Here is a 21,438-nt window from a genome sequence, read left to right on the forward strand (position 1 = left end):
GGGCGTTTCCCCGTGACCAGGAGCACGTCCGCGTCGGCCCGGGCGGTGCGGAGCGGGCGATAGAGTCTCCCGCATGAGCTTGCCGCGCCTGGTCGACCGACGTCCCGAGGTCACGCCGGACGAACTGGTCCAGGCGATGACCCCGCCCCCGCTGTTCGCCGAGGCGCGCTTCTCCACCTACATCCCCAACCCCGACGAACCGAGCCAGGCCCGGGCGGTCGCCGCCTGCGAGGAGTTCGCCGAGCGCATCGGCTCGGGCGGCGGCGGGTCCTGGCTGCGCGGGTTGTTCGGCCGCCGCAAGTCGCCGGACGGCAAGCCCGGCCTCTACCTCGACGGCGGTTTCGGCGTCGGCAAGACGCACCTGCTGGCGTCGACGTGGCACGCCGCGCCGGGCCCGAAGTCCTACGGCACGTTCGTCGAGCTGACCAACCTGGTCGGCGCGCTCGGGTTCGCCGAGACCGTGCGGCGGCTGTCCGAGCACCGGCTGCTGGCCATCGACGAGTTCGAGCTCGACGACCCGGGCGACACGATGCTGGTCACGCAGCTGATCGCCAAGCTCACCGACGCGGGCGTGCGCGTCGCGGCCACGTCCAACACGCTGCCGGACAAACTCGGCGAAGGCCGGTTCGCCGCGGTCGACTTCCTGCGCGAGATCCACGCGATGGCCGCCCGCTTCGACGTGATCCGGGTGGACGGGCCGGACTACCGGCACCGCGGGCTACCCGACGCACCACCGCCGATGTCCGACGAGGAGCTGTCGGCGCTGGCCGAACGGACCGAGGGGGCCACCCTCGACGACTTCGACGAGCTGTGCGACTACCTCGCCGGACTGCACGCCTCGAAGTACGGGCGGCTGGTCGACGGCGTCGCCGCGGTGCACCTGCGCGGCGTGCACGCGGCCCCGGACCAGGACGTCGCGCTGCGCCTGGTGGCGCTGGCCGACCGCCTCTACGACCGGGCGATCCCCGTCCGGGTCTCCGGCGAACCGCTGTCCGCGCTGTTCACCGAGGAGATGCTGCAGGGTGGCTACCGCAAGAAGTACCTCCGCGCCGTCAGCCGCCTCACCGCCCTGTCCCGGGACCTCGCCAAGTCCTGACGGGCCCTGTCTTCGACTCGTTTTGCGTGGCGGTGCCGGTGGCGGAACCTCAGCGGCCCGCCCGTCGCCCGACCACCGCCCCCCAACGAGGCGCTGCGCGCCACAGCCACACCAGCTCCGGGAGCCCCGACTCATGTATGCCCAATACACAGCGTCGGGGCTGTCCTCGCGAGATGACCGCTGAGAACCCGCGGCGGTGCTGGCTGCGAGACCACTCACCGAAAGAGAAAGCGGCTGGCGCCGCTTACCACGCGGGTTCCGAAACCAAGTTCAAAGACAGGCACTCAGCTCAGCGTCGGAGGACGTCGACGATCGCGTCGATGCCGGTGTCGAGCTCGTCGCGGGTGATGGTCAGCGGTGGGGCCAGGCGCAGGGTCGTGTCGTGCGTTTCCTTGCACAGCACGCCGCGCTCGGCCAGTGCCTCGCTGGCGCGGCGGCCGTCCGGGCCGTCCGGCGCGATCTCGACGCCCGCCCACAGGCCGCGCCCGCGGACCTCGGTCACCCCGTTGCCGACGAGCTCGCCGAGCCGGGAGTGCAGGTGCGCGCCGAGCTCGCGGGAGCGCTCCTGGAACTCGCCGGTGCGCAACAGCCGCACCACGGCCCGGCCCACCGCGCACGCCAGCGGGTTCCCGCCGAACGTCGAGCCGTGCTCCCCGGGGCGCAGCACGCCGAGGACCTCGTCGCTGCCGACCACGGCGGACACCGGGAGGATGCCGCCGCCCAGCGCCTTGCCCAACGTGTAGAGGTCGGCGCGGATGCCGTCGTGCTCGCTGGCCAGCAGCTCACCGGTGCGGGCGAGTCCGGACTGGATCTCGTCGGCGATCAGCAGCGCTCCGCGCTCGTCGCACAGCGCGCGCAGCCGCGGGAGGTAGTCGGCGGGCGGGACCACCACGCCCGCCTCGCCCTGGATGGGTTCGACGAGCACGGCGGCGGTGCGGTCGGTGATCGCCGCCTCGACCGCGTCCGCGTCGCCGTACGGGGTCACCACGAAGCCGGGGGTGAACGGTCCGAAGTCGGCGCGCGCCACCGGGTCGGTGGAGAACGACACGATCGTCGTGGTGCGACCGTGGAAGTTGGACCCGGCCACGACGATCTCGGCGCGGTCCTCGGGCACGCCCTTGACCCGGTAGGCCCACTTGCGGGCGAGCTTGATCGCGGACTCCACGGCCTCGGCACCGGAGTTCATCGGCAGCACCCGGTCGGTGCCGGTCAGCTCGGCCAGCTCGCGGCAGAACGGTCCGAACTGGTCGTGGTGGAACGCGCGGCTGGTCAGCGTGACGCGGCCGAGCTGCTCGGTGGCGGCGGCGACGAGGTCCGGGTTGCGGTGCCCGAAGTTCAGCGCCGAGTACCCGGCCAGGAAGTCGAGGTAGCGCCGCCCGTCCACATCGGTCATCCACGCGCCGGACGCCTCGGCGATCACGACCGGCAGCGGGTGGTAGTTGTGCGCGCTGTACTGATCGTCGAGCCGGCGGTACCAGTCGGCGTTCGAGGACGCGCCGACGTGCGGAGGAGCGACAGTCATGTCGTCAGATTATGTTCCGCCGCACGCAGAAAACAGCCATGACGCGTTGCTTGCCGAGACGGTTCGTTGCGTAGTCCGGGGCGTTCGCGGTGTTTCGTTGTCCGAGTGGGGCGTGCGAGCGCGCCTTGTCATGATGGGCACCGGAGACCGGCAGGGGGCGGCCATGGCAGCGGGTTACCGGGTGTACCTCGGCGCGTACACGGGCATCGAGTCGGCGGCGGACGGCATCCGCCTCGCCTTCGCAGACCCGGGCGGGCGGCTGCGGTGCACCGAGACGGTCGCGGACGCCTTCGACCCGTCCTTCCTCGCGCTGTCGCCGGACGGCGCCACCCTGTTCGCGGTGAACGAGCTGCCGGAGGGGCGGGTCGCGTCGTTCGCGATCGGCGCGGACGGCGCGCTGCGGGAGATCAACTCGCAGCCCTCGCTCGGCGGCGCCCCGTGCCACTTGAGCGTGCACCCCGCAGGCCGCTTCCTGCTGACGGCGAACTACGCGACCGGCAACGTCGCCGTGCACCCGATCGGGGAGGGCGGCGTGCTGCGCGAGGCGTGCCACGAGGTGCAGCACAGCGGGAGCGGTCCGGACCCCCGCAGGCAGGAGGGTCCGCACGCGCACCAGGTGGTGCCGGACCCGTCCGGGCGGCGCGTGCTGGCGGTGGACCTGGGCGCGGACACCGTGCACGTCTACGACTTCGACCCGGTCAGCGGGCACCTGGCGCTCCGGCACGAGGTGGCGGTGCGCGCCGGATCCGGTCCGCGCCACCTCGCGTTCCACCCGCGCGGCGACCGCGCCTACCTGATCAGCGAGCTGGCCTCGTCGATCACCGAGTTCGGCTACGACGCGGACACCGGGGCGCTGGAGCCGGGCGCGACCCGGTCGACGCTGCCGGACGGCTACGCGCAGCAGAACCTCGCCGCCGAGGTGGTGGTCTCCCCGGACGGGCGGTTCGTGTTCGGGTCCAACCGCAGCCACGACAGCATCGCGGTGTTCCGCGCGGACCCGCCCGGGCTTCAACCGGTGGACATCCGTTCCGCCGGGGTGGCCGGTCCGCGCCACATCGCGCTCTCGCCGGACGGCGGAGTGCTGTTCGCGGCCGGGCAGCGCAGCGGCACCGTGCAGTCCTTCACCGTCGGTGCCGGGGCAGAGCTCACCCCGGTGGCCGAACCGGTGTCCACCCCGAGCCCGGTGTGCGTGCTGCCCGCTCAGAGCAGCCGGTCGTCGTAGCGGCCGCGGGAGTGCTGCTGGAGCGCCTGCCGGGCGCGTTTGGCCCGCTTGCGGCGGCTCAGCACACCACCGGTGGCGCCGATCGGGAACAGCAGCGAACCGCCGTGGTAGGTGCGAACGCGGTGCCAGGGGCGGGACGTCAGCGGCGGCGCGTCGTCGGCGGACCAGACCGCGATCCACTGGTTCTTGCCGCTGCCGACGATCGCGGCGCGCCGGACGTGGTGCCACGGGATCCCGCGGTGCAGGCCCATCCGCGAGACCACCAGGCCGTCGGCGTTGATCTTCAGGCGCAGGCCGGGGAGCAGGATGATGATCAGCGACCACAGCGCGCTCAGGCTCAGCAGCAGCACGCCGAGCCGGTAGACGATCGACAGCTCCATGCTCACGCCGGTCCGCGCGGCCATCCAGCGGGCCGCCACCATGATCGCCACGCAGGCCAGCGCCGACAGCGCCGCGGGGACCTTGCCGCGGGTGCGGAACACCGGCCCCGGCAGGTCGCGCCGGACCTGTTCCGCCGTCTGCTGGACGGTTCCCCTGGGCCGCTTCGCCACGATCGGTGCCCCGTTGGCGGGCGGGACCGGCGTGGGCGGCGCGACGGGTGCGGTTCGGACGCTGTTCGCCGGGGCGGGTGCCGGCGGCGGGACGTCGGGCGGTGGGGCGTCGGGCAGCGGCGCGTTCGCGGTCCGCTGGAGCTCGGTGGCGTGCTGGGCGATCACGTCGGTGATCGCCGCGGGCAGCCACTGGTTCCCCTGCGGTCGCGGTTCGCCGACCATGTCGAGCAGTCCCGCCGGGGTCGGACGCGCCGCCGGGTCCTTGGCCAGGCAGGCCGCCAGCAGCGGGCGCAGCCCCGCGGGGACCCGGCTGAGGTCCGGTTCGTTGTGGACCACCCGGTAGAGCAGGGCGGTGGTGTTGTCGTCGCCGAAGGGGCCGGAGCCCGTCGCGGCGAAGACCAGCACGGCGCCCAGCGAGAACACGTCGCTGGGCGGACCGACCTCGTCACCGGTGGTCTGCTCCGGGGAGAAGAAGCCCGGGGTGCCCAGGAACATGCCGGTGGCGGTGAGGGCGTTGCCGCTCATCGCCCGGGAGATGCCGAAGTCGATCACGCGCGGCCCGTCCGGTCCCAGCAGGACGTTGGCCGGTTTGAGGTCGCGGTGCACCAGGCCGGCCCGGTGGATCGCGGCAAGGGCTTCGGCGAGCCCGGCCGCCAGGGCGCGCACCGTGCGTTCCGGCAGCGGCCCGTGGTCGGACACCGCCTGGTGCAGCGTCGGCCCCGGCACGTACTCGGTGGCCAACCAGGGCTGCTCGGCGGCCGGGTCGGCGTCGACGACCGCCGCGGTCCAGAAGCCGCCGACCGACCGGGCGCTGTGCACCTCGCGGCGGAACCGTTCGCGGAACTCGGGGTTCTCGGCGAGCTCGGGCCGGACGACCTTGACGGCCACGACCCGGCCGCCCCGCGACCGTCCGAGGTAGACCCCGCCCATCGCGCCGCGCCCGAGGCGGGCGAGCAGCCGGTAGTCGCCGACCCGGTTCGGTTCGCTGGCCAGCAGCGGCTGCACGGTCCCTCTCCTCACTGATCGCGGCACACGTCGCCACCGAGCTTACGTATCGGCGCCGGGGCGCGTGCCGGACGCGGTCGGACCGGGTCTTCCGCGTTCCCCGAACTGGTTTCACTCGGACTGTCGGTAATCGAATACTTGGCTTCGTTTCAACCCTTTCCCGTGAAGGGGGATGTGGGTATGATCCGGCGCACTGCGAGCCGATGCGGTCGATCACCGCTGATCGAGGGGAGGCGCGCGTGGCATCAACGGCACCGTCGCCGGCGCGCCCGGCCGTGGCGCTGACGGGGGTCGGGAAGCGCTTCCCCGGCGTCGTCGCGGTCTCCGACGTCACGCTGTCCGTGCCACCCGGCGAGGTGCACGTGTTCGCCGGTGAGAACGGCGCGGGCAAGTCGACGCTGATGAAACTGGTCGCCCAGGTCGAACCGCCCACGTCGGGCACCATCGAGTTGGACGGGCGTTCGGTCGGCTACCAGGGACCGGGAGCGGCGCGGCGGCTGGGCGTGTCGATGGTGCACCAGGAGTTCGCGCTGGCCCCCGACCTGTCGGTGGCCGAGAACCTGTTCATCGGGCACGAGCCGGGCCGGTGGGGGTGGATCACCCGCGCCGGGGAGCGCCGGGCCGCCCGCGACCTGCTCGCCCGGGTCGGCCTGGACGTCGACCCGAACCGCCGGGTGTCCCAGCTGTCCACCGCGGAGCAGCAGCGCGTCGAGCTGGCCAAGGCGCTGGCCGTGCGCGCGAAGGTGCTGATCCTCGACGAACCGACCGCCAGCCTCACCGAACGCGAGACCGCCGAGCTGTTCGGCATCGTCCGCGAACTCACCGCGCAGGGCATCGCCGTCCTGTACATCTCGCACCGGCTGGACGAGATCTTCGAGATCGGCGACCGGGTCACGGTGATGCGCGACGGCGCCGTGGTGGCCACCCGACCGGTGTCCGAACTGGACGAAGCCGAGCTGGTCCGGCTGATGGTCGGCCGGGACGTCGACAACCTCTACCCGCGCTCGCACGCCTCGCCCGGCGAGGTGCGGTTGCGGGTGTCCGGGCTGTCCCGCGGCGACCGGGTGCGGGACGTGTCCTTCGAGGTCCGCGCCGGGGAGATCGTCGGCCTCGCCGGACTGGTCGGCGCCGGGCGCACCGAACTGGCGCGGTCGGTGTTCGGCGCGGAGCCGCCGGAGACCGGCACCGTCGAACTGGACGGCGCAACGCTGCGCATCCGGACCCCGGCGGACGCCATCGCGGCCGGGATCGGCTACCTCACCGAGAGCCGGAAGACCGATGGTCTTGCCCTCCAGCTGGGGGTGGACAAGAACATCACGATGGCCCGGCTGCCGATGCGCGGCGGGCTGATCGACCTGCGCACCGAGCGGTCGGTCGCCGAGCGGAGCCGCGACGGCCTGCGCATCCGGGTGCCGTGGGTGGGGCGGCCGGTGCGGCTGCTGTCCGGCGGCAACCAGCAGAAGGTGATCCTCGCGCGCTGGCTGGAGACCGGGGCGGAGGTGCTGTTCTTCGACGAGCCGGGCCGCGGCATGGACGTCGGGGCGAAGTCGGAGATGTTCCAGCAGATGGACGAACTCGCCGCGCGCGGCAAGGCGGTCGTGTTCATCTCCAGCTATCTGCCGGAACTGCTGAACATGTGCGATCGGATCCTGGTCATGCGCGGTGGGCGGATCACCGGCGAGGTCCCGCGCGCGGACTTCTCGGAGGAACGCGTCGTCGCGCTGGCGACCGGAGCGAGGGACGAATCATGACTGAGCGGACCAGCACGCTGCCGGGCAGGCTCACCGAACGGATGTCGGGCGCGGTCTCGCAGGTCGCCGCGGCGGGTGCGCTGATCGTGATCTTCGTGGCGCTCTCCGTGGTGGCGCCCTCGTTCCTGAGTCTCGACAACCTGTTCAACCTGGCCTCGCAGACCTCGGTGAACGCGGTGATGGCGGTCGGCGTCACGCTGGTGATCATCACCGCCGGCATCGACCTGTCGGTCGGGTCGGTGGCCGCGCTGTCCGGGGTGATCGGCGTGATGCTCATGGCCCAGTACGGGTTCAACCCGCTGGTCGGCATCGTCGGCGGCATCGCGGTCGGCGCGCTCGCCGGACTGGTGAACGGGCTGTTGGTCTCGGTGGTCGGGCTGCCGCCGTTCATCGCCACGCTCGGCATGCTCAGCGTCGGGCGCGGGCTGGTGCTCATCGTGACCGGTGCGGTCGCGGTGTTCGGCGCGCCCGCGTCGTTCCGGTTGCTCGGGCAGGGCGTCATCGGCGCGGTGCCGATCCCGGTGCTGCTGATCGTGCTCGTCGCGGTGCTCGGGCACCTGGTGCTCACCCGGACCCGCCTCGGCCGCTACGCCTACGTGATGGGGTCCAACATGGAAGCCGCGCGGCTGTCCGGGGTGCCGGTGCGCAAGTACACCACGGCGGTCTACGTGCTCTCCGGCGCGCTGGCCGGTCTCGGCGGCATGATCGCGGCCTCGCGGATCAACTCCGGGCAGCCGAACTTCGGCGAGGGCCTGGAACTCGACGTGATCGCCGCGGTGGTCATCGGCGGCGCGAGCCTGTTCGGCGGCCGCGGCACCGTGCTCGGTTCGCTGATCGGCGCGTTCCTGGTCGCGGTGATCCGCAACGGCGCGGTGCAGCTGAACATCGGCACCTTCTACCAGAACGTGCTGATCGGCGTGATCATCTGGCTCGCCGTCTGGTGGGACCACTACCAACGACGCAAGCTCGGCGCCGACGCCGGGTGAGACGGAGGGGAGCGCGGCGATGAAGAAGGTTCTCACGGCGGCTTGCGCGGCGTTGTCGCTGTTCGCGTCCGGGTGCAGCGTCGGGGTGTACCAGCAGAGCGGCGGTGGCGAGCAGCAGGGCGGGCCGCTGCGGCTCGCGGTGGTCCCCAAGGCGATCGGGTTCGACTTCTGGGAGAAGGTCCGGGTCGGTGCCGAGTGCGCCGCGTCCAAGCAGCCCGGGGTGCAGGTGCACTGGGACGGCGTGCACGCCGAGAGCGACGTCAGCGGGCAGCAGAGCCTGTTGCAGGACCTGTTGTCCCAGGGCAGTTACAAGGGCCTGGTCTACGCGGCGACGGACGCCAAGGCGCTGGCGGACATCACCAACACCGCGCGCAGCCAGGGCACCGCGGTGGTCAACATGGACTCCGGGACCGATCCGCAGCCGCCCGACGTCCCGGTGTTCGCCACCAACAACGTCGCCGCCGCCGAACAGGCCACCGACCTGCTGGCCCGCCAGCTCGGCGACCGCGGCAGGATCGCGTTCATCGAGTTCCAGCCGGGCACCAGCACCAACGAGACCCGCGCTCAGGGCTTCAAGCAGGGGCTGGCCCGGCACCCGGGGATGCAGCTGGTCGCCCAGCAGTCCAGCGAGAGCGAGTACAACAAGGCGCTGCAGGTCACCCAGGACATCCTGACCGCCCACCCGGACCTCAACGGCATCTACGCGGCCAACGAGCCCAGCGTCCTCGGCGCCGCCGAGGCGGTGCGCCAGGCCGGCAAGGCCGGGAAGATCAAGATCATCGGGTGGGACACCTCGGACGGTGAGGTGCAGGCCCTGCGGGAGGGCGTGATCACCGGCCTCATCGCGCAGAACCCGTTCCGGATGGGCTACGCGTCGGTGAACGCGGCGATCGACGAGGTCCGGCACCGGCAGGGCGCGGCGCAGCACACCGACACCGGGGCGACGCTGATCACCAAGGACAACGTGGACAGCCCCGAGGTGCAGAAGATCCTGCACCCCAGCTGCCAGAACCCGCCCGCGTGAGGAGTGCGCCCGGCCGTCGCACACTGTGGCGCACAGCGCCTCCGCGGGAGGCGGTGGTCGGGGCGACGGGTGGGAGGTAGAACGAAGCGGTGTCCACCGCGATCGTGAATCCGCTCGTCCAGGAGGTCCTGGATCTGATCGGGATCTTCGCCTTCGCGCTGTCGGGCGCGCTGCTGGCGGTGCGCAAGCGTTTCGACGCGGTCGGCATCGCGGTGCTGGCGGAGGTCACCGCCCTGGGCGGCGGGGTGTTCCGGGACCTGGTGATCGGTGCGGTTCCGCCGGTCGCGTTCACCGACATGCAGTACTTCCTGACGCCGTTCGCCGCCGCGGCGCTGGCGTTCTTCTGGCATCCCCGGCTCGCGCGGATCCGGCGCTTCGTGCTGCTGTTCGACGCGGTCGGGCTCGGGGTCTTCTGCGTCGCGGGGACGATCAAGGCGCTCAACCACGGGTTGCACCCGCTGCCCGCGATCGCGCTCGGCGCCGCCACCGCGATCGGGGGCGGCGCGCTGCGCGACGTGCTGGCGGGCGACGTCCCCGCGCTGCTGCACCCGGAGAGCGAGATCTACGCGGTGCCCGCGCTGGTGGGCAGCTCGCTGGTGGCGCTGCTGGCGGTGCTGCACGACCTGACGCCGCTCACCGCCGCGCTCGCCGCGCTCGCGGTGCGCCTGCTGGCGCTGCGGTACGGGTGGCGCGCTCCGCTGGCCCGCGGCGTCAGCTCTCGGTGACGCGGTCGCGCAGCACCCGCAGCGCGGTGTCGGCGTGCGCGGTCATCCGGAACTCGTCGCGCACGACGGTCAGCACCGAGCTGTCGGTGTCGACGACGAAGGTGTGCCGCTTGACCGGGATCGGCCCGAACCGGCGTTTGACGCCGAACCGGCGGGCCACCACGCCATCGAAGTCCGACAGCAGCGGGAACGGCACCGAGTTCGCCTCGGCGAACCGGTACTGCTTGCCCACCGGGTCGGCGCTGATGCCCACCGGCTGCGCGCCGAGTTCGGCGAACTCGGCGGACAGGTCCCGGAAGTGGCAGGTTTCCGCGGTGCACCCGGTGGTCATCGCCGCGGGGTAGAAGAACAGCACCACCGGGCCCGCGTCGAGCAGTTCGGACAGCGCGCGTTCGGTGCCGTGCTGGTCGGGCAGGACGAAGTCCGCCACGACGTCGCCTGGTCGCATCCTGTCTCCCTCGGACGGAGATTCGCCGCAGCAAGGGTATTCCCGGTCACTTTCCGCCCGCCGCCGGTGCCGGTTGGCGGGTCACCGCGTGGACGTGGATCAGGGCAGTCCGGCGAGGAAGGCGCGCAGCTCGCGCAGGTCCAGCGCTTCCGCGGGGCGTTGCCGGACCAGCGCGACGACGAGCTGGGTGCGGCGCGGCGGGACGTCGCCGAGCACCGCGGCCAGCGCGCTTTCCAACACCGGGTCGGTGATCTCGGGGGACAGGTCCACCAGCATCGGGTGGAAGAACTCGATGAAGGCGGTGGCGCCGCGGTGGTGGACGGCCGCGCGCATCCCGGTCATCCGGATCTCCAGGTCGCCGACCAGGCAGGTCAGCGCGTTCGGGTCGGCGGGCGGCAGCTCCAGGTCGTCGAACTCCCACAGGTGGTCCGGTGCGGGGGCCGCGGCGAGCACGGCAGCCGCCGCCCGGCGGGCCGCGGGGGTGGCCGCGGTGATGGTCAGGGCGTGCGCGGCGCGCAACCCCGGGTGGGTGGCGAACCGCAGGTCCGGGTGCAGCGCGGTGAGGGCGTCCCGCAGCGGCGGGACGAATTCCTCGGAGCGGAACTCGGCGATCGCCTCGGCCAGCGGCTCCCGGATGCGCGCCCACCAGAACCAGAACCGGGTGATCGCGTCCGGGTCCGGGATGCGCTGGTCGTCGGCCATGTCCGCCAGCCCACCACATCCGGCATGCGCGGGGTAGGCGGTCCGCGCGAACTCACCGGGATTTCGGAACGTCCTCAGTGGACACTTCGGGTGCGGTGCAGCGGGGGCGGGCGTGCGGGCGCGGTTCGGCGGGTATCCGGGGAGCATGCCCGAGCTTCCGGACGTCGAGGGGTTCCGCCGGGTCGCCGAGGAGGCGGTCAAGCGCCAGGTGCGCGCGGTGCACGTGCACGATGCCCAAGTGCTGCGCGACAGCTCGGCGGAGGAGTTCGCCGACGCGCTGCGGCGGCGCTACGTCGCCGAACCGTCGCGGCACGGCAAGTGGCTGATGGTCCCGACGGCCTCCTCCGCCGGGGGATCGCCGGCCGCGCCGTGGGTGCTGCTGCACTTCGGCATGACCGGCAGCCTGCGGTGGTGCGAGCACGACGCCGAGCTGCACCCGCACGACCGGGTCGTGTTCGACTTCGCCGACGGCGAACTGCGGTACCGGGACATGCGCAAGCTGACCGGTCTGCACCTCGCCCGCGAGCAGGATGAGGTGGATCGGCAGCTCGACGAACTCGGTCCGGACGCGCTGGAGGTCGGGCGCGACGAGTTCACCGAGCGGCTCACCCGGACCAGGCGCCGCATCAAGCCCGCGCTGATGGACCAGTCGATCATCGCCGGGCTCGGCAACCTGTGCGCGGACGAGATCCTGTGGCGCTCCCGGATCAACCCGGCGCGCGCCGCCACCGACCTGACCTCGGGCGAGTTCGGCCGGGTGCACGGGGACATGCGCTCGATGCTGCGGCAGGCGATCCGGGTCGGTCGGGTCCCGGACCGCGCTTCCTGGCTGACCGGGCACCGGGACGAGCCGGACCCGCACTGCCCCCGCTGCTCGACGGCGCTGAGCCGGGGACGCGTGGGCGGCCGCAGCACCCTGTGGTGCCCGCACTGCCAGCCGGAATGATCGGACGTCATGCGGACGCGCGCATGTGGTCGTGCCGCACCGTGGGTTAATCTGAAAATCCTTCGGGGGTCAGGGTCGGTGCTGGGGGGCCGACCGCCCGGAGCCGGGCCGCGGCGAACGCGGCCTGGCTCCCGCGGCGACGGCGCGCGGTGGCGTTGCGCACGCTCTACCGGTCGGTAACCGCTGTTCCTGGCATGATCGGGCGCCACGGACCCGTCATGCGGAAGGATCGGTGTGGTGACGAAGATCGAGCGGCTGGGAGTGGTCGGCGGCGGGCAGATGGGCGGCGGCATCGCCGAGGTCGGCGCCCGCTCCGGGATCGACGTGATCGTGGTCGAGGTCAGCGACGACGCCGCGCGGGCCGGACGCGCCAGGCTGTGGAAGTCGCTGAACCGGGCGGTGCAGGCCGGCAAGATCACCGAGGCCGACCGCGACGAGGCGCAGTCGCGGCTGCACTTCACCACCACGCTCACCGACCTCGACGACCGGCAGATGGTCATCGAGGCGATCGCCGAAGACGCCGAGCTCAAGACCAAGCTGTTCGCCGAGCTGGACGAGGTGGTGTCCGACCCGGACGCCATCCTGGCGTCGAACACCTCGTCCATCCCGATCGCCAAGCTCGCGGCGGCCACCGAGCGCCCCGGGCAGGTGCTGGGCGTGCACTTCTTCAACCCCGTCCCGGTGCTCAAGCTCGTCGAGCTGGTGCCCTCGCTGCTGACCGGCGAGGACACCGTGGAGCGGGCCGCGGCGTTCGCCACCGAGCAGCTCGGCAAGCAGACCATCCGGGCCAAGGACCGCTCCGGTTTCATCGTCAACGCGCTGCTGGTGCCCTACCTGCTGTCCGCGGTGCGCATGGTCGAGGGCGGGTACGCGACCGCCGAGGACGTCGACAACGGCATGGTGCTCGGCTGCGCCCACCCGATGGGCCCGCTGCGGTTGGCCGACCTGGTCGGCCTGGACACCCTCAAGGCCATCGCCGACTCGATGCACGAGGAGTACGGCGACCCGAACTACGCCGCCCCGCCGCTGCTGCGCCGCATGGTCGAGGCCGGGCTGAAGGGCAAGAAGTCCGGCCGGGGCTTCTACGACTACGGCTCCTGATCCGGCAGCGCCGCGGTCTCCGCCGCGGGATCACGCCGCCACCTCGACCACCAGCTTGCCGGCGAAGTCCTTGGCGGTGAACGCCTCCTGCGCCTCGCGCAGGGCGTGCAGCGGGAAGGTGCCCGCGAGCAGCGGAGCCAGCTCGCCGCGCGCGACGTGGCCGATGACGTCGGCGAAGTCCTGGTGGGTGCCGAACGAGGAACCGACCAACCGCAGCTGGCGCAGGTAGATCGTCCGCAGGTCCGCCTGCACCACCGGCCCCGCGATGCCGCCCGCGACGACGTAGCGGCCCAGCGGCGCGAGCGCGCCCAGCAGCGGGCCGAACAGCGGTCCGGCCACCACGTCGGCGACGACCTCCGGTTCGCCGCCCGCCGCGTCCCGCACCCGGGCCGCGAGATCGGCGGTGTCGCGGTCCACGGCGGCGTGCGCGCCGAGCCGCAGCGCGCGGTCCCGCTTCGCCGCGCTGGTCACCGCGACGGTCCGGGCGCCGCGCAACGCGGCCAGCTGGACCAGCGCCGACCCGACGCCACCGGCGGCCCCGGTGACGACCACGGTCTCGCCCGCCCGGACCTCGGCCCGGCCCAGCATCCGCGCCGCGGTCGAGTACGCGGTGGGGAAGGTGGCCAGCTCGGCGTCGGTGAGCGCGCTGTCGACCGGGTGGGCGTTGGCCGCGGGGACGGTGACGAACTCGGCGAACCCGCCGTCGCGTTCGCTGCCGAGGTAGTCCGTGGTCACCAGCTCGCGTTCGGTCCCGGTGTAGAGCATCGGGTCCACCACGACCCGCTGCCCGAGCGCGGGCCCGTCGACGCCCTCGCCGACCTGGTCGATCCGGCCGACCACGTCGGCCCCCTGGATGCGGGGGAAGGTGAGCGGGAGACGGCGCCAGCCGGTTCCGGCCGACGGGTCGTCGGCGGCCCCGTAGGCGCCCTGGCGGGTCCAGATGTCGGTGTTGTTGATGCCCGTCGCGGCGACCCGGACCCGGACCTCACCGGGCCCTGCCGCCGGTTCGGGCACGTCGTCCCGGTATTCCAGCTTCTCCGTGCCGCCGAAGCCGGTGAGCAGCACTGCGCGCATCTCGTCCTCCTGAGGTATACCGACCGGTATGGTTACCACGGAATCACGGTAGGGACGTTGCGTCCACACACCGGTCGGTATAGTCGGCGCCATGGCTGACGTGGTGGAGCTGCTGGACGATCTGACCCCCGCCGGGCGGCGGGTGCTCGACGTGGCCGCCGGGCTGTTCTACCGGCAGGGCATCCACGCCGTCGGGGTGGACGCCATCGCCGCGGACGCCGGGGTCACCAAGAAGACCCTCTACACCTGCTTCGGCTCGAAGGACCGCCTGGTCACCGCGTACCTGATCGAGCGCGACCGGCGCTGGCGGGAGTGGCTGGAACCGCGGCTGGGCGAGGTCGCCGCACCGCGCGAGGCGCTGCTCGCGGTGTTCGACGCGCTGGAGGAGTGGATGGGCGGCGGTGACTTCCGGGGCTGCGGCTTCGTCAACGCGCTCGCGGAGATCCCCGAGGCCGACCACCCGGCCAGGGCCGTCATCGCCGAGCAGAAGCGGTGGATGCGCGAGCGCTTCGCGCGTCTCGCGGCCGATGCCGCGCTCGCCGATCCCGAGGACTTCGCCGACAGCGCCTTCCTGCTCTACGAGGGCGCCACCGTGGCCGCTTCCGCGGGCATCCCCGGGGCGGTCCGGCAGGCGCGCCGCACCGCGGAGCGGTTGCTGGCCGGCGAGGGGTGACCTGGCGCGGCGCCGCGGTCACGCCGCCTCGGGAGCCGGCAGCGCCTGGAGGGCGGACGGGGCGCGGGCCGGCCGTGCCGCGTGGACGTCGGCCAGCGCCTTGAAGACCTCGTCCATCCTCGACCGTTGGCGGGGAACGCGCGACCGTCCGGCCGCACGTCAACGCCGGTCGTTCGCCGGGATCGTGGTGCGCAGCGCCCGCACCGCGTGCGCGCGGTGTTCGTCCAGCAGGCGCACCAGGTCCGCGCGCCTGCGCTCGGTCGCGGCCGCCACGATCGCGGTGTGCTCGCGGCGGACGCGCGCGCGGTTGTGGTCCGAGTTGTAGTACACCGCGCGGTAGGCGTCGGTGGCGTCCCACAGGGTGCGCACCACGCGCACCAGCCGCGGCATCCCGGACGGTTCCAGGAGCGCGAAGTGGAACCGCCGGTTCGCGGCGATCATCCCGACCAGGTCGCCGTCGTCGGCGGCCCGTTCGACGTCCCGCCGCGCGTCGTCGACGCGGGCCAGGTCGGTGTCGGTGAACCGCTCCACGGCGACCGACGCGGCCTCGGACTCCAGCAGCTCCCGCATCCGGTAGACCTCCAGCAGGTCGGCCAACGACAGCTCGGCGACCGAATAGCCGCGGTGCGGTTGGTACACGACCTGGCCCTCGGCCTCCAGCGTCTTCAGCGCCTCGCGCAGCGGCACCCGGCTCACGCCGAGGCGCTGCGCGATCGCGTCCTGCCGGATCGGTTGGCCGGGGGAGAGCTCCCCGGCGACGATCGCGCTGCGCAGCTCGCCGAGCACGAACTCCTGCGTGGTCGGCGGACGTCGCGGGCTGTCGGGCATCGGGCTCCCGGGGTCGAACGGGGTTGACCGCAGTCGGTACGACTGTATATTGGATCCAAAATCGCCGTGACGCAAGCCACTGCCGCCTCCCGGTCCGGACTCCGGTGGCGCGCGTGGGCACGACCGCAGGCGCCCGCGGACGGGGCGCGGAAGGGCTGGGCGCATGGACGCAACGCTGCCGCTGGACGGCGTGCTCGTCGCGGACTTCAGCCGCGTGCTGGCCGGTCCGTACGCGAGCATGTTGCTCGCCGACCTCGGGGCGACCGTGATCAAGGTCGAGCGCCCGGGCACCGGTGACGACACCCGCTCCTGGGGTCCACCGTGGACCGAGCGCGGCTCGTCCTACTTCGAGTCGGTCAACCGCGGCAAGCGCAGCGTCGAACTGGACCTCGACGACCCGGACGACCTCGCGGCCGCGCGGGAACTGGTGCGGCGTGCCGACGTCCTGGTGCAGAACTTCCGACCCGGCTCGCTGGCCCGCCACGGCCTGGACCACGAGAGCGCGCGGGAGCTGAACCCGCGGTTGATCTACACCTCGATCTCCGGCTTCGGCAGCGGGGAGGGCGCCGACCTGCCCGGCTACGACTTCGTGGTGCAGGCGGTGGGCGGCCTGATGAGCATCACCGGCGACGCCGACGGTCCGCCGACCAAGGTCGGCGTGGCCCTGGTCGACGTGCTGACCGGCAAGGACGCCGCGTTCGGCATCATGGCCGCGTTGCGCCACCGGGAGCGCACCGGCACCGGCCAGCACGTCGAGGTGAACCTGCTGTCCAGCCTGCTGGCATCGCTGGTGAACCAGATGAGCGGCATGCTCGCCACCGGCGTCCCACCGCAGCGGATGGGCAACCGGCACCCCAGCATCGCGCCCTACGAGACGTTGCGCTGCGAGGACGCCTTCCTGGCCGTGGCGGTCGGCAACGACGCCCAGTTCCGGCGCCTCACCGAGGCGCTCGGCCTGGTCGGCGTCGCCGACGACGAACGGTTCGCGACCAACGCGCAGCGCGTGGCCAACCGGGACGAACTGGTGCGCCTGCTGGAGAACGTGCTCGGCGCGCGCACCGCCGCCGACTGGCAGCAGCGCCTGCAGGCGGTCGGGATCGCCTGCGGCCAGGTCAACGACCTGGCCCGCGCCGTGCACTACGCCGAGTCGCTGGGGCTGCGACCGATGGTCGACCCGGGCGGCGGCGCGGCCATGCAGGTGCGCACTCCCATCGACTTCTCCGGTTTCGACGGCGCCGCACCGACGCCGCCGCCGGAGCTCGGCGAGCACACCGAGGAGGTCCTCGCGTGGCTCGGCGATTCCGCACGACGACTTCCCACGACCGCTGCCAGGAGGACCGTCCGATGAGTGCCGCTGGACACCGCCCCGCCTTCGACCCGCACGACCCGCTCGGGATCGACGCCGAGCTGACCGAGGAACAGCTCGCCATCCGCGACAGCGTGCGGGCGCTGTGCCGCGACCACGTCGACCCGCACATCGCCGAGTGGTACGAGCGCGGCGAGTTCCCGCAGGTCCGCGAAATCGCTCGGGAACTCGGCAAGCTCGGGGTGCTCGGCATGCACCTGGAGGGCTACGGCTGCGCCGGGCTGTCCGCTGTGGACTACGGCGTGGTGTGCGAGGAGGTGGAAGCCTGCGACTCCGGCCTGCGCTCGCTGGTCTCAGTGCAGGGATCGCTGGCGATGTTCGCGATCTGGCGCTGGGGTTCCGAGGAGCACAAGCAGCAGTGGCTGCCGAGGATGGCCGCGGGCGAGGCGCTGGGCTGCTTCGGGCTGACCGAGCCGGACCACGGTTCCGACCCGGCCTCGATGCGCACCGCCGCGCGCCGCGACGGCTCCGACTGGGTGCTCAACGGTCGCAAGATGTGGATCACCAACGGCAGCGTCGCCTCCGTCGCCGTGGTGTGGGCGCGCACCGACGAAGGCGTGCGCGGCTTCGTCGTGCCCACCGACACGCCCGGCTTCTCCGCGCCGGAGATCAAGCACAAGGGCTCGCTGCGCGCCTCGGTGACCAGCGAACTGGTCCTCGACGACGTCCGGTTGCCCGCCGACGCGGTGCTGCCCGAGGTCACCGGCCTGCGCGGTCCGCTGAGCTGCCTCAACGAAGCGCGCTACGGGATCGTCTGGGGCGCGACCGGTGCGGCCCGCAGCTGCCTGGAGGCGGCGATGGACTACGCGGGCACCCGGGAGCAGTTCGGCCGCCCCATCGGCGGGTTCCAGCTCACCCAGGCCAAACTCGCCGACATGGCCGTCCGAGTCCACAACGGACGGTTGCTGGCGCTGCACCTCGGCCGCCGCAAGGACGCCGGAACGCTGCTGCCGCAGCAGATCAGCTTCGGCAAGCTGGACAACGTGCGGGGCGCCCTGGAAGTCGCCCGCACCGCCCGCACGATCCTCGGCGCCAACGGCATCTCCTTGGAGTACCCGGTCATCCGCCACATGGCCAACCTGGAGTCGGTGCTCACCTACGAGGGCACCAGCGAGATGCACGCCTTGACCATCGGACAAGCCCTCACCGGCCACAACGCCTTCCGGGGGTGACTTTTCCCCATCGGCTGGTCGATGCCTGTCTTTGAACTCGTTTTGGGGGCGGTGCCGGTGGCGGAACCTCAGAGCCTGTCTTCGAACTCCTTTTGCGTAGCGGTGCCGGTGGCGGAACCTCAGCGGCCCGCCCGTCACCCGACCACCACCCCCACGGAGGCGCTTCGCGCCACAGCCACATCGACTGCGGAAGCCCCTCCTGATGTATGCCCAATACACGGCGTCGGGGCTGTCCTCGCGAGACGACCGCTGAGAACCCGCGGCGGTGCAAGTTGCTTGCGTACTCACCGAAAGAGAAAGCGGCTGGCGCCGCTTGCCACGCGGGTTCCGGGAGCAGGTTCAAAGACAGGCACTCAGCGGCCCGCCCGTCGCCCGACCACCGCCCCCCGACGACGCGCTGACGCGCCGCCGTGCTCGTCGGAGAACCCGCGGCGGTGCCAGCGCGGCGGGACCACTCACCGGAAGAGGAAGCGCCACGAGGGCGGTGTCTGCCCGATGGGGCGCGGAACCCGTGTCACCACACGGTGAAGCCGCCGTCGATGACGACGTTGCTGCCGGTGACGAAGCTGCTGGCGTCGGAGGCGAGGTAGACCGCGAGCGGGCCGATCTCGCGGGGTTCGGCGACGCGGCCCAGCGGGGTCTGGGCCACCCAGCCGTCGTACCAGTCCGGTTTGGTGGTGCGGACACCGGTGAGCAGCTCGGTGCCGGTGTAGCCGGGGGAGATGGAGTTGACCCGCACGCCGCGGCCGCCCCACTCGCCGGCGAGGGACTTGGTGAGCATGATGACCCCGGCCTTGGAAGCGTTGTAGGACGCCTGCGGCTGAGGGTGGTTCGAGATGATCCCGGACATCGACGCGAGGTTGACGATCGAGCCGGAACCCTGCGCCAGCATCACCTTCCCGACCTCGCGGCAGCACCAGAACACCGCATCCAGGTTCAGGCCCACCACGGTCCGCCACGACTCGTCCGACATGGACTCCGCGGGTTCGTTGCGGACGGTTCCGGCGTTGTGCACGGACACGTCGATGCGCCCGTGATCGGCCGCGACGGAGCCGATCACCTCGGCCACCGCGGCGGAGTCGGTGACGTCGAGCTTCCGGAACTCGCCGTCGACCTCGGCGGCGGCGCGTTCGCCCGTCTCCGGGTTGATCTCGGCGATCACCACGCGCGCACCGGCCGATCGCAGCGCCTTGGCGATCTCCAGACCGATGCCCTGGCCACCCCCGGTGACCAGCGCGACCCTGTCCTGCAACGAGAAGATCTCGGTTCCCATGCCCAGAACGTACGCGGCCACGCCGCCGCGTTCCAGAGCGAACTCCACTGCGCCTGCCTTCGAACCCGGTTCCTTCCCGAACGGTCACGGGCGGGCCGCTGAGTGCCTGTCTTTGAACTCGTTGTGCGGGGCGGTGCCGGGAGCGGAACCTCAGCGGCCCGCCCGTCACCCGACCACCACCCCCACGGAGGCGCTTCGCGCCACAGCCACATCGACTGCGGAAGCCCCTCCTGATGTATGCCCAATACACGGCGTCGGGGCTGTCTCGCGAGACGACCGCTGAGAACCCGCGGCGGTGCCGGTTGCTTGCGTACTCACCGAAAGAGAAAGCGGCTCACGCCACTTACCACGCCCGTCGGAACCAAGTTCAAAGACAGGCACTGAGGTTCCGCCACCGGCACCGCTACCCAAAAAGAGTTCGAAGACAGGCGCTCAGCGCAGTGCCGGGGGCAGCACGCGGTGCACCCAGTCGCTGGCGCGCTCGTAGGCGTGCGCCAGCTGCAGGACCGCCCACTCGGCGTGGTTGCGGCCGATGAGCTGCACGCCCATCGGCAGCCCGGCGTCGTTGAAACCGACCGGCAGGTTCGCGACCGGGTGGCCGGACAGCGTCCACGGCGCCACCGTCTCCATCCACCGGTGGTAGGTGTCCATCCGGCGGCCGTCGATCTCCTGCGGCCAGCGCAGTTCCGCGTCGAACGGGAACACCTGGGCGCTGGGCGCCAGCAGGAAGTCGTAGCGGTCGAACAGCCGGGCCACCGCGGCGTACCAGGCGTTGCGGCCGTCGAGGGCGCGCGTGATGTCCCGGATTCCCAGCCCCAGGTAGCCCTCGACCTCGTAGACGGCCTCCGGTTTGAGCAGTGCGCGGGTGCCCGGATCGGCGTGCAGGTCGGCGAGCTTCTGCCCGACCATCCAGTGCCGCCACAGCAGGAAGATCTCCCACATCCGCTCGACCGGCAGTTCCTCGGTGACCGGCACGATCTCGCAGCCGATGGCGGCGAACGTCGCGAAGGACCGCTCGCACAGCTCCAGCACGCCGGGTTCGGTCGGCAGGTGGCCGCCGAAGTCGCCGATCCACCCGATGCGCGTCCGGGAGAAGTCGCGCTCCAGCTTCCCGGTGAACATCTCCGGATCCTGCTCGATGCTCAGCGGCGCGCGCTCGTCCGGACCGGCCATTGTGGACAGCAGCATCGCGATGTCGCGCACCGTCCGGCCCATCGGGCCGTTGACCCCCGGGGCGCTGACGAATCCCTCCTCGGGGACGCGCCCGAAACCGGGCCGGAGCGACACGATGTTGCCGAACGCGGCCGGATTGCGCAGCGAGCCCATGAAGTCGCTGCCGTCGGCCACCGGCAGCAGCCGCATCGCCACGGCCGCCGCGGCGCCCCCGCTGCTGCCGCCCGCCGTCAGCGAGTGGTCGTAGGCGTTGCAGGTGGTGCCGAAGACCGGGTTGAAGGTGTGCGAGCCGAGCCCGAACTCGGGCACGTTGGTCTTGCCGATGACGATCGCACCGGCCTCGCGCATCCGGCGCACGTGCAGGTCGTCGGTGGTGGCGACGTCGTCGGCGAAGATCGGCGACCCCATCGTGGCCGGGAACCCGTCGGCGTTGGCGAGGTCCTTGATCGCGACCGGGAATCCGTGCATCCAGCCGAAGCACTCGCCCCGGTCGAGCTCCTGGTCGCGCTGCCGCGCCTGGTCGAGCAGCTTCTCCTCGTCGGCGCGCGAGACGATCGCGTTGACGGCCGGGTTGAAGCGGTCGATGTGCGCCAGGTAGGTCCGCATCACCTCCACGCAGGAGACCTCGCGCCTGCGGATCGACCAGGACAGCTCGACCGCGTCGAGCAGCACCAGATCGGGGATCTTCGCCGCAGGAAGGCCGGAACCCGGTGGCACGCCCAACGTCGTCCTCCTGTTGTCGATCAGCCCGCTTGAGGAACCTTCGCGGGTGCGGCGTGTCCGCGTCAACCCGGCAAAAC

At 72.2% G+C, this 21,438-nt stretch carries 19 protein-coding genes; 11 read left to right on the forward strand and 8 right to left on the reverse strand.

All coding sequences use genetic code 11. The annotated features are described in order from the left end of the window. Positions 1-73: 73 nt before the first annotated feature. Positions 74-1,096 carry a cell division protein ZapE gene (gene zapE, locus NV263_RS07905; RefSeq protein WP_263251908.1) on the forward strand — a complete coding sequence of 341 codons (1,023 nt, stop codon included), beginning with the start codon at positions 74-76 and terminating at the stop codon, positions 1,094-1,096. Between the two features lie 289 nt (positions 1,097-1,385). Here zapE and rocD read toward each other — a convergent pair whose 3' ends face one another. Continuing rightward, positions 1,386-2,618, reverse strand: coding sequence for an ornithine--oxo-acid transaminase (rocD, locus tag NV263_RS07910; protein WP_263251909.1), 1,233 nt, complete (start codon positions 2,616-2,618; stop codon positions 1,386-1,388). A gap of 163 nt (positions 2,619-2,781) precedes the next feature. On the opposite strand from rocD, the gene NV263_RS07915 reads away from it, so the two are divergent. Continuing rightward, positions 2,782-3,840, forward strand: coding sequence for a lactonase family protein (locus tag NV263_RS07915; RefSeq protein WP_263251910.1), 1,059 nt, complete (start codon positions 2,782-2,784; stop codon positions 3,838-3,840). On the opposite strand, the gene NV263_RS07920 is transcribed toward NV263_RS07915, so the two are convergent. Further along, positions 3,819-5,396 (reverse strand): serine/threonine-protein kinase, encoded by a 1,578-nt coding sequence (locus tag NV263_RS07920; protein ID WP_263251911.1) that lies wholly within the window; start codon positions 5,394-5,396, stop codon positions 3,819-3,821. The genes NV263_RS07915 and NV263_RS07920 overlap by 22 nt on opposite strands. A gap of 239 nt (positions 5,397-5,635) precedes the next feature. Here NV263_RS07920 and NV263_RS07925 point away from each other — a divergent pair, with 239 nt between their 5' ends. The 4 genes from NV263_RS07925 (at position 5,636) to NV263_RS07940 (ending at position 9,882) form a co-directional block, all read left to right on the forward strand. Continuing rightward, a complete protein-coding gene (locus tag NV263_RS07925) occupies positions 5,636-7,147 on the forward strand; it encodes a sugar ABC transporter ATP-binding protein (protein ID WP_263251912.1) in 1,512 nt (503 codons plus the stop codon). Then, positions 7,144-8,133 carry an ABC transporter permease gene (locus tag NV263_RS07930; RefSeq protein WP_263251913.1) on the forward strand — a complete coding sequence of 330 codons (990 nt, stop codon included), beginning with the start codon at positions 7,144-7,146 and terminating at the stop codon, positions 8,131-8,133. The genes NV263_RS07925 and NV263_RS07930 overlap by 4 nt, the downstream gene beginning before the upstream one ends. Positions 8,134-8,152: 19 nt before the next feature. Beyond that, a complete protein-coding gene (locus NV263_RS07935) occupies positions 8,153-9,157 on the forward strand; it encodes a sugar ABC transporter substrate-binding protein (protein ID WP_263251914.1) in 1,005 nt (334 codons plus the stop codon). Positions 9,158-9,246: 89 nt separating this feature from the next. After that, on the forward strand, positions 9,247-9,882 hold the full coding sequence (locus NV263_RS07940) for a trimeric intracellular cation channel family protein (RefSeq protein ID WP_263251915.1): 636 nt from the start codon (positions 9,247-9,249) through the stop codon (positions 9,880-9,882). Here the strand turns inward: NV263_RS07940 and NV263_RS07945 are convergent. Further along, positions 9,869-10,330: a peroxiredoxin gene (locus NV263_RS07945; RefSeq protein WP_263251916.1), complete on the reverse strand. Its 462-nt coding sequence runs from the start codon at positions 10,328-10,330 to the stop codon at positions 9,869-9,871. The genes NV263_RS07940 and NV263_RS07945 overlap by 14 nt on opposite strands. Positions 10,331-10,429: 99 nt before the next feature. Beyond that, on the reverse strand, positions 10,430-11,032 hold the full coding sequence (locus tag NV263_RS07950; protein WP_263251917.1) for a hypothetical protein: 603 nt from the start codon (positions 11,030-11,032) through the stop codon (positions 10,430-10,432). Between the two features lie 145 nt (positions 11,033-11,177). Here NV263_RS07950 and NV263_RS07955 point away from each other — a divergent pair, with 145 nt between their 5' ends. Together NV263_RS07955 and NV263_RS07960 are read left to right on the forward strand one after the other, a co-directional pair. After that, a complete protein-coding gene (locus NV263_RS07955; RefSeq protein ID WP_263251918.1) occupies positions 11,178-11,978 on the forward strand; it encodes an Fpg/Nei family DNA glycosylase in 801 nt (266 codons plus the stop codon). A 237-nt stretch (positions 11,979-12,215) separates the two neighbouring features. After that, positions 12,216-13,079, forward strand: coding sequence for a 3-hydroxybutyryl-CoA dehydrogenase (locus tag NV263_RS07960; protein ID WP_317630406.1), 864 nt, complete (start codon positions 12,216-12,218; stop codon positions 13,077-13,079). Between the two features lie 30 nt (positions 13,080-13,109). On the opposite strand, the gene NV263_RS07965 is transcribed toward NV263_RS07960, so the two are convergent. Next, the gene (locus NV263_RS07965; RefSeq protein WP_263251920.1) at positions 13,110-14,153 is read right to left on the reverse strand and encodes an alcohol dehydrogenase family protein; all 1,044 of its coding nucleotides are present in this window, start codon (positions 14,151-14,153) and stop codon (positions 13,110-13,112) included. Between the two features lie 91 nt (positions 14,154-14,244). Between NV263_RS07965 and NV263_RS07970 the strand changes: the two genes are divergently transcribed. Beyond that, positions 14,245-14,826 (forward strand): TetR/AcrR family transcriptional regulator, encoded by a 582-nt coding sequence (locus NV263_RS07970; protein WP_263251921.1) that lies wholly within the window; start codon positions 14,245-14,247, stop codon positions 14,824-14,826. Between the two features lie 159 nt (positions 14,827-14,985). On the opposite strand, the gene NV263_RS07975 is transcribed toward NV263_RS07970, so the two are convergent. Continuing rightward, positions 14,986-15,654, reverse strand: a complete 669-nt coding sequence (locus NV263_RS07975; protein ID WP_263251922.1) for a GntR family transcriptional regulator — start codon at positions 15,652-15,654, stop codon at positions 14,986-14,988. Positions 15,655-15,817: 163 nt separating this feature from the next. Here NV263_RS07975 and NV263_RS07980 point away from each other — a divergent pair, with 163 nt between their 5' ends. Together NV263_RS07980 and NV263_RS07985 are read left to right on the forward strand one after the other, a co-directional pair. Further along, positions 15,818-17,002, forward strand: coding sequence for a CaiB/BaiF CoA transferase family protein (locus NV263_RS07980; protein ID WP_263251923.1), 1,185 nt, complete (start codon positions 15,818-15,820; stop codon positions 17,000-17,002). Further along, positions 16,999-18,192: an acyl-CoA dehydrogenase family protein gene (locus tag NV263_RS07985; protein ID WP_263251924.1), complete on the forward strand. Its 1,194-nt coding sequence runs from the start codon at positions 16,999-17,001 to the stop codon at positions 18,190-18,192. The genes NV263_RS07980 and NV263_RS07985 overlap by 4 nt, the downstream gene beginning before the upstream one ends. A 514-nt stretch (positions 18,193-18,706) precedes the next feature. On the opposite strand, the gene NV263_RS07990 is transcribed toward NV263_RS07985, so the two are convergent. Then, entirely contained in the window at positions 18,707-19,465 is a 759-nt protein-coding gene (locus tag NV263_RS07990) for an SDR family NAD(P)-dependent oxidoreductase (protein ID WP_263251925.1), read from the reverse strand. Positions 19,466-19,897: 432 nt separating this feature from the next. Beyond that, entirely contained in the window at positions 19,898-21,355 is a 1,458-nt protein-coding gene (locus tag NV263_RS07995) for an amidase (RefSeq protein WP_263254113.1), read from the reverse strand. Positions 21,356-21,438 lie beyond the last annotated feature (83 nt).

It is taken from the genome of Saccharopolyspora rosea (assembly GCF_025643595.1).
Lineage (GTDB): Bacteria > Actinomycetota > Actinomycetes > Mycobacteriales > Pseudonocardiaceae > Saccharopolyspora > Saccharopolyspora rosea.

What these genes read in the sequence shown, in the direction of transcription:
- zapE (WP_263251908.1), top strand. Translation starts at nt 74, where the DNA reads ATGAGCTTGCCGCGCCTGGTCGACCGACGTCCCGAGGTCACGCCGGAC.
- rocD (WP_263251909.1), bottom strand. Translation starts at nt 2,618, where the DNA reads ATGACTGTCGCTCCTCCGCACGTCGGCGCGTCCTCGAACGCCGACTGG.
- NV263_RS07915 (WP_263251910.1), top strand. Translation starts at nt 2,782, where the DNA reads ATGGCAGCGGGTTACCGGGTGTACCTCGGCGCGTACACGGGCATCGAG.
- NV263_RS07930 (WP_263251913.1), top strand. Translation starts at nt 7,144, where the DNA reads ATGACTGAGCGGACCAGCACGCTGCCGGGCAGGCTCACCGAACGGATG.
- NV263_RS07935 (WP_263251914.1), top strand. Translation starts at nt 8,153, where the DNA reads ATGAAGAAGGTTCTCACGGCGGCTTGCGCGGCGTTGTCGCTGTTCGCG.
- NV263_RS07945 (WP_263251916.1), bottom strand. Translation starts at nt 10,330, where the DNA reads ATGCGACCAGGCGACGTCGTGGCGGACTTCGTCCTGCCCGACCAGCAC.
- NV263_RS07950 (WP_263251917.1), bottom strand. Translation starts at nt 11,032, where the DNA reads ATGGCCGACGACCAGCGCATCCCGGACCCGGACGCGATCACCCGGTTC.
- NV263_RS07955 (WP_263251918.1), top strand. Translation starts at nt 11,178, where the DNA reads ATGCCCGAGCTTCCGGACGTCGAGGGGTTCCGCCGGGTCGCCGAGGAG.
- NV263_RS07965 (WP_263251920.1), bottom strand. Translation starts at nt 14,153, where the DNA reads ATGCGCGCAGTGCTGCTCACCGGCTTCGGCGGCACGGAGAAGCTGGAA.
- NV263_RS07970 (WP_263251921.1), top strand. Translation starts at nt 14,245, where the DNA reads ATGGCTGACGTGGTGGAGCTGCTGGACGATCTGACCCCCGCCGGGCGG.
- NV263_RS07975 (WP_263251922.1), bottom strand. Translation starts at nt 15,654, where the DNA reads ATGCCCGACAGCCCGCGACGTCCGCCGACCACGCAGGAGTTCGTGCTC.
- NV263_RS07980 (WP_263251923.1), top strand. Translation starts at nt 15,818, where the DNA reads ATGGACGCAACGCTGCCGCTGGACGGCGTGCTCGTCGCGGACTTCAGC.
- NV263_RS07985 (WP_263251924.1), top strand. Translation starts at nt 16,999, where the DNA reads ATGAGTGCCGCTGGACACCGCCCCGCCTTCGACCCGCACGACCCGCTC.
- NV263_RS07990 (WP_263251925.1), bottom strand. Translation starts at nt 19,465, where the DNA reads ATGGGAACCGAGATCTTCTCGTTGCAGGACAGGGTCGCGCTGGTCACC.